The sequence below is a fragment of the Martelella sp. genome (genome assembly GCF_984369615.1).
In genome coordinates this window covers 1-4,128 of the sequence record NZ_CFHTCS010000372.1, presented here as the reverse complement: position 1 = coordinate 4,128, position 4,128 = coordinate 1, and the positions used below count along the sequence as shown (strand labels likewise).

Sequence of the window (4,128 nt, the reverse complement as noted above, 5' to 3'; positions counted from 1 at the left end):
CTGTTCGATCAGGTCGACGGCGCGATCGAGAAGGCCGCCTGCGCCGAGCTTCGCAAGCCATGTCACGATCGCGGCGATCATACCCACACCTCGTGACCGGTCAGCGTGTTGATCCGGCGCGCGATGACATCGCGATAGCGCCAGGCGAACCAGAGCGCGGCGGCAACGGCAACGCCGCCGACGATCCAGCCGACCGGCAGACCGGACGCCCAGGCGAGCGCGCCGGTGGCCGCTGCTGAGGCCCCGGACTTTTGTGCGGCATCCCGAGCGGCCTTCATGTCCCGGCGCAGCTGGGCAATGGTCGCCGGCCCGATGATCCCGTCATTCTTGAGATGCGGATGCGCCATCTGATAGGCAAGCACGGCCGCTTTCGTCTTCTCGCCGAACCAGCCATCGATCGCGCCGGGATCGAAACCGCGTTTTGTGAGCATGGTCTGGACATCGCGCACGACGGGATCACCTGTTTTCGGCACGATGCCCGTGGCCTTGCGCGGAACGCCTTCAGGCGCGGCGGCATACACACCGGTATAGATGCCCTGTTCGAACAGCAGCGCCTCTTCCCGGCGCCGCCGAACAAGCCCCGAGAGGCGCTTTCCCTTCGAGGTGTTGTAATGCGTGGCCAGATAATCAGCGGCCGCCTTCAGCTTCCCGGCACGCCAGAGCTTGCCGAAACGCCATTTGCTCACCACGCGGCCGCCGAGATTATAGGCGGCGCTGGTTGCGGCATCGAGCTGATACTGCGTGCGATCCGCCGGTGAATTGGCGACCACCTCCTTTGCATAGCCCTGATTGAGCACGGCGCGGAAGATCCGGTCGCCGTCTTCAAGCGAGATTGTTGTCTTGCCGGGGACGATCCGCGTGATCCCGATCTTTGCCAGTTCCAGCCGGCAATAGGGCGAGTTCATGGTGAAGCCGGCAAAGAGCGTCGGCGTACCGGTCGGATCGAGATAGGCAATGGTGGGCGCCCCCTCGTGCCCGCGCACGAAGGCTGCCCCCGGTTCGGAGACCGTGGTGATTTCCATTTTGGTTTTCCCTTGGAGTTTCCGGGCAACACCCGGATGGTTGGCTTATCGGGTCGCCGCGATCATTAAAGATTTGACACTTGCCAGCTAACGCGAAGAGCGTAATGTTACAAATCTATGACAACGATATTTCTGCGCACTCTGGCGATCGGCACGCTGGCTTTCATTGTTTTTGCAACCGTCTCACCGATCGGCCTGCGGCCGAGCGACATTCTGCCGGTTGATATCGATCGTGCACTGGCCTTCGTGCTTCTCGGCATGCTGTTCGTGCTGGCGTTTCCGAAGCATTGGCTCTATGCGGCCATTTTCGTACTGCTGGGCTCTTTCACCATCGAAGCGCTGCAGCATCTTGTGCCGACGCGGCATCCCCGAATTGGCGATGCCAGTATCAAAGCCGTAGGCGCCGCTGCCGGAATTGCACTGGGGTATATGCTCAACCGCATCCGACTGAGCTATACAAACCGGGTCCTCCGATAAGCCTCACGAGAGCGTCATCCGATAGGCGCAGCAAGTCGCTCAGGCGAAGCGTTCGGCGGGCGTTGCCGGTTCCGGCGCGACCACATGGGCCGCCAGCTCCGCCGGCAGAGCCGCGCCGTCGGCCAGACGGAAATTGACGTGATAGCCGTCGACGGCCGCCATGTCCGGATAGGCGATGCCGTCGCCGCCAGTTACGGTCTTGCCGGTCGGGGCGTAGACGAGACCATCGCAAGCAGCGCCGACGGGCTTGAGCGCCAGCATGCCTGCCGGCAGTCCGGTATCGCGATAGGTAAGACGGGTTTCGTCCTCTTCTCCGGCCGCAACCGTCATGCCCGCGCCGGCGAGTACCGCCCACGCTTCGGCATGGTCGGCAAACTTCAGGAACACATCACGCATAGGGCTCCGCCTTTGTTTGAAGGTCCTCATCCGTCATGCGGAAAGGCCAGATGACAATCTTGTCGAACCAACCGGGGGCAAACCGCCCGGCACCATCCCGCCCGAGAAAAACCTCTTCGAAACCGCTATCGAGCGGGAAAGCGTTGCTCACCACGGCTTCGCTGTTGAAGCTTCCCCGTTTGGCGCTGTCGGGAATGCTGTTGGCAACCGCGATGCCAAAAGCCGGCAATGGGCGCGCGGCCTCTCCGATCGTTACGGCGTTGGCGTTTCCGGCGTAGATCGCTGTCTCGCTGGTGCCAAAGCCGACAATGCGACGCGACGAGCCATCGCCGACAAGACGCCCGCCTTCGCCTTGAAAGCCCTGGCCCTGCACCAAAAGACTGACCTCATCACGCCTCAACAACGCAGCAACCGGCTCAGTCAGTTGTGCTTTGTCAGCAGGACGAGTGGTGTCACTTCCATCGATACTGTAAATTAGTGAAGATGGATTTGCGCCGAATTCCATTTGGCCGGCATACACCACGACATTCTGTCCGGGTACGCTTGAGCGCGGCCCCACTCCGAAACTCCCCGAGATGACATCAGTCTTAGCCGTCATGGTGCCGCGAATGAGAACAACGCCGGACGCCAATTCGAGTGCAGAGAGGTTGTCAAAAGAACAGGCAGATTCCTGGCGCAGGTTAAACTCGCCAGTATCAAAGGCATATTCAACCACGCCATACCGGGTCATTTCCTCGTCGGCGAAGCCGACAGTCACCCCAACCTGACCACTGGAGTTGTCTCCCTCTTTCACGACAGCAAGAAAACCGAGTTTGTCTCCCTCGGAAAATCCTTGGTTAAAGCTTCGGGAAACTCGGTGATAAGACTCTCCCCGGCTGATAGACAGGACCCCATTTGTAAGGACCCCGAAGGGGACATCATAGTCTGCGATGTCTCCTCCATTCCCACCCCATAATCGTGGATTTGCTCCGGCCGCGATAAAATTCGTCGCCGGCCCCTCCAGCAACAGCTGCCGCCGCCCGTTTGCATAATCAAAGCGCGGCACGTTCACCGCAGCGACCCTGATCACGCCATCGGCATCGACATAGGTCGCCGAGCCGGGCCGGGTAAAATCAATCATCTCCGCAAAACCAGCGTTTCGCATGGTTCACCTCGCATATCTGTCAGTGGAAAAATCAAGAATGGCGGCGGGCGGATTACCTATCCCCTCGGCATCGCCCGCCGCATAAGCTGGCAGTTCCCACCAGCCCTCGATCGTCGCATAGCGATTGCCGCCAAAATCCATGATGGCGGCCGGGCCGAGGGTCAGACCTGTGGCAGCGTCATCGGCCGGATAGGCGGCGGACGCCCACCATTGCCCGCGCCCCGGCGGCCGCGTGGCCGCGAGGCTTGTTCCAATTGTCAGGGATGGCATGGTGCTACTCCGGCCAGTGGATGCCGGCGGCAAAATCTGCCGGGATCGATGACAGATCCTTCAGCGCCCGGGCGGCAAAGATATGCGCCTGCTTGTGGGCAAGGGCGGCCTGACCCAGCGCATACATGGTCGCCGCATCCATTTTGTGGGTGCTGTTATCGGCGGCGATCCAGACAAAGTCGCTGTCGCCGTCATGCCAGCGATAGTCGCCGGCCTCAGCACCGTTGATCATGGCGCCAAGCGCTGCCGTTGCCGCGCCTGCAATGTTCTCCCGGTCTTCCGCCCGGGATTGATACAGAACGCCATTGAACAAGAAACCCGCCGCAATCCGGCGATCCCGCTCGGCATCGACGGCAAGGCGCATAGCGCGGTTTGCACGCTCCCGAGCAAAGGCCTCAACCGCATCGCGATGCGCATCGAGCATGGCATGGAGATCGTCCGGCGTCGGAAAGGCCGCATCGACCTGCCAGTCGAGGATCACGGCCGAACCGACGCGCTCGCCGCTGTCATCATCGACAATATGGCCAGTGCTAAAATCCCTGCCCGGCTCGGCGCCGGGATAGGCCAGCGACAGAAGATAGCCGAGCGTATCGTGATCGAGATCCGGATTGAGCGCATTGGCGCTGTCGGGTGAAAGAACTGTCGCCATTACTGGTTCCTCGCATATTTGGCCCGCACATAGATCTCGCGCACCGCCCAGTCATAGTTTTGGCAGCGCAGGCCGGTGATGAACATGCCGTCCGGGCAGTCGACCGTGTTGCCGGTGGTCTGGACCGTACCGATCTCATAGGTGCCGCTGTCATGCTGGACGCGGGCGCC

General features: G+C 61.2%; 6 protein-coding genes. 1 reads left to right on the top strand and 5 read right to left on the bottom strand.

The window, feature by feature from the left end; all coding sequences use genetic code 11:
- Positions 1–77: 77 nt before the first annotated feature.
- On the bottom strand, positions 78–1,022 hold the full coding sequence (locus AC5DC2_RS20425) for a glycoside hydrolase family protein (RefSeq protein ID WP_491699812.1): 945 nt from the start codon (positions 1,020–1,022) through the stop codon (positions 78–80).
- Positions 1,023–1,139: 117 nt separating this feature from the next.
- On the opposite strand from AC5DC2_RS20425, the gene AC5DC2_RS20420 reads away from it, so the two are divergent.
- The gene (locus AC5DC2_RS20420; protein WP_491699811.1) at positions 1,140–1,499 is read left to right on the top strand and encodes a VanZ family protein; all 360 of its coding nucleotides are present in this window, start codon (positions 1,140–1,142) and stop codon (positions 1,497–1,499) included.
- 39 nt (positions 1,500–1,538) lie between these two features.
- Here AC5DC2_RS20420 and AC5DC2_RS20415 read toward each other — a convergent pair whose 3' ends face one another.
- From AC5DC2_RS20415 to AC5DC2_RS20400, 4 genes are read right to left on the bottom strand one after another with little or no spacing between them, the layout of a single operon-like run.
- On the bottom strand, positions 1,539–1,895 hold the full coding sequence (locus tag AC5DC2_RS20415) for a hypothetical protein (RefSeq protein WP_491699810.1): 357 nt from the start codon (positions 1,893–1,895) through the stop codon (positions 1,539–1,541).
- Positions 1,888–3,039, bottom strand: a complete 1,152-nt coding sequence (locus AC5DC2_RS20410; protein ID WP_491699809.1) for a hypothetical protein — start codon at positions 3,037–3,039, stop codon at positions 1,888–1,890. The genes AC5DC2_RS20415 and AC5DC2_RS20410 overlap by 8 nt, the downstream gene beginning before the upstream one ends.
- 3 nt (positions 3,040–3,042) lie before the next feature.
- A complete protein-coding gene (locus AC5DC2_RS20405; RefSeq protein WP_491699808.1) occupies positions 3,043–3,309 on the bottom strand; it encodes a hypothetical protein in 267 nt (88 codons plus the stop codon).
- Positions 3,310–3,313: 4 nt separating this feature from the next.
- Complete coding sequence (locus AC5DC2_RS20400; protein ID WP_491699807.1) at positions 3,314–3,958, bottom strand: XkdW family protein; 645 nt, start codon at positions 3,956–3,958, stop codon at positions 3,314–3,316.
- Between the last annotated feature and the right edge of the window lie 170 nt (positions 3,959–4,128).

Excerpts from the sequence above, each read along its gene's own strand:
- AC5DC2_RS20425 (WP_491699812.1), bottom strand. The coding sequence starts at position 1,022 with ATGGAAATCACCACGGTCTCCGAACCGGGGGCAGCCTTCGTGCGCGGG.
- AC5DC2_RS20420 (WP_491699811.1), top strand. The coding sequence starts at position 1,140 with ATGACAACGATATTTCTGCGCACTCTGGCGATCGGCACGCTGGCTTTC.
- AC5DC2_RS20415 (WP_491699810.1), bottom strand. The coding sequence starts at position 1,895 with ATGCGTGATGTGTTCCTGAAGTTTGCCGACCATGCCGAAGCGTGGGCG.
- AC5DC2_RS20410 (WP_491699809.1), bottom strand. The coding sequence starts at position 3,039 with ATGCGAAACGCTGGTTTTGCGGAGATGATTGATTTTACCCGGCCCGGC.
- AC5DC2_RS20405 (WP_491699808.1), bottom strand. The coding sequence starts at position 3,309 with ATGCCATCCCTGACAATTGGAACAAGCCTCGCGGCCACGCGGCCGCCG.
- AC5DC2_RS20400 (WP_491699807.1), bottom strand. The coding sequence starts at position 3,958 with ATGGCGACAGTTCTTTCACCCGACAGCGCCAATGCGCTCAATCCGGAT.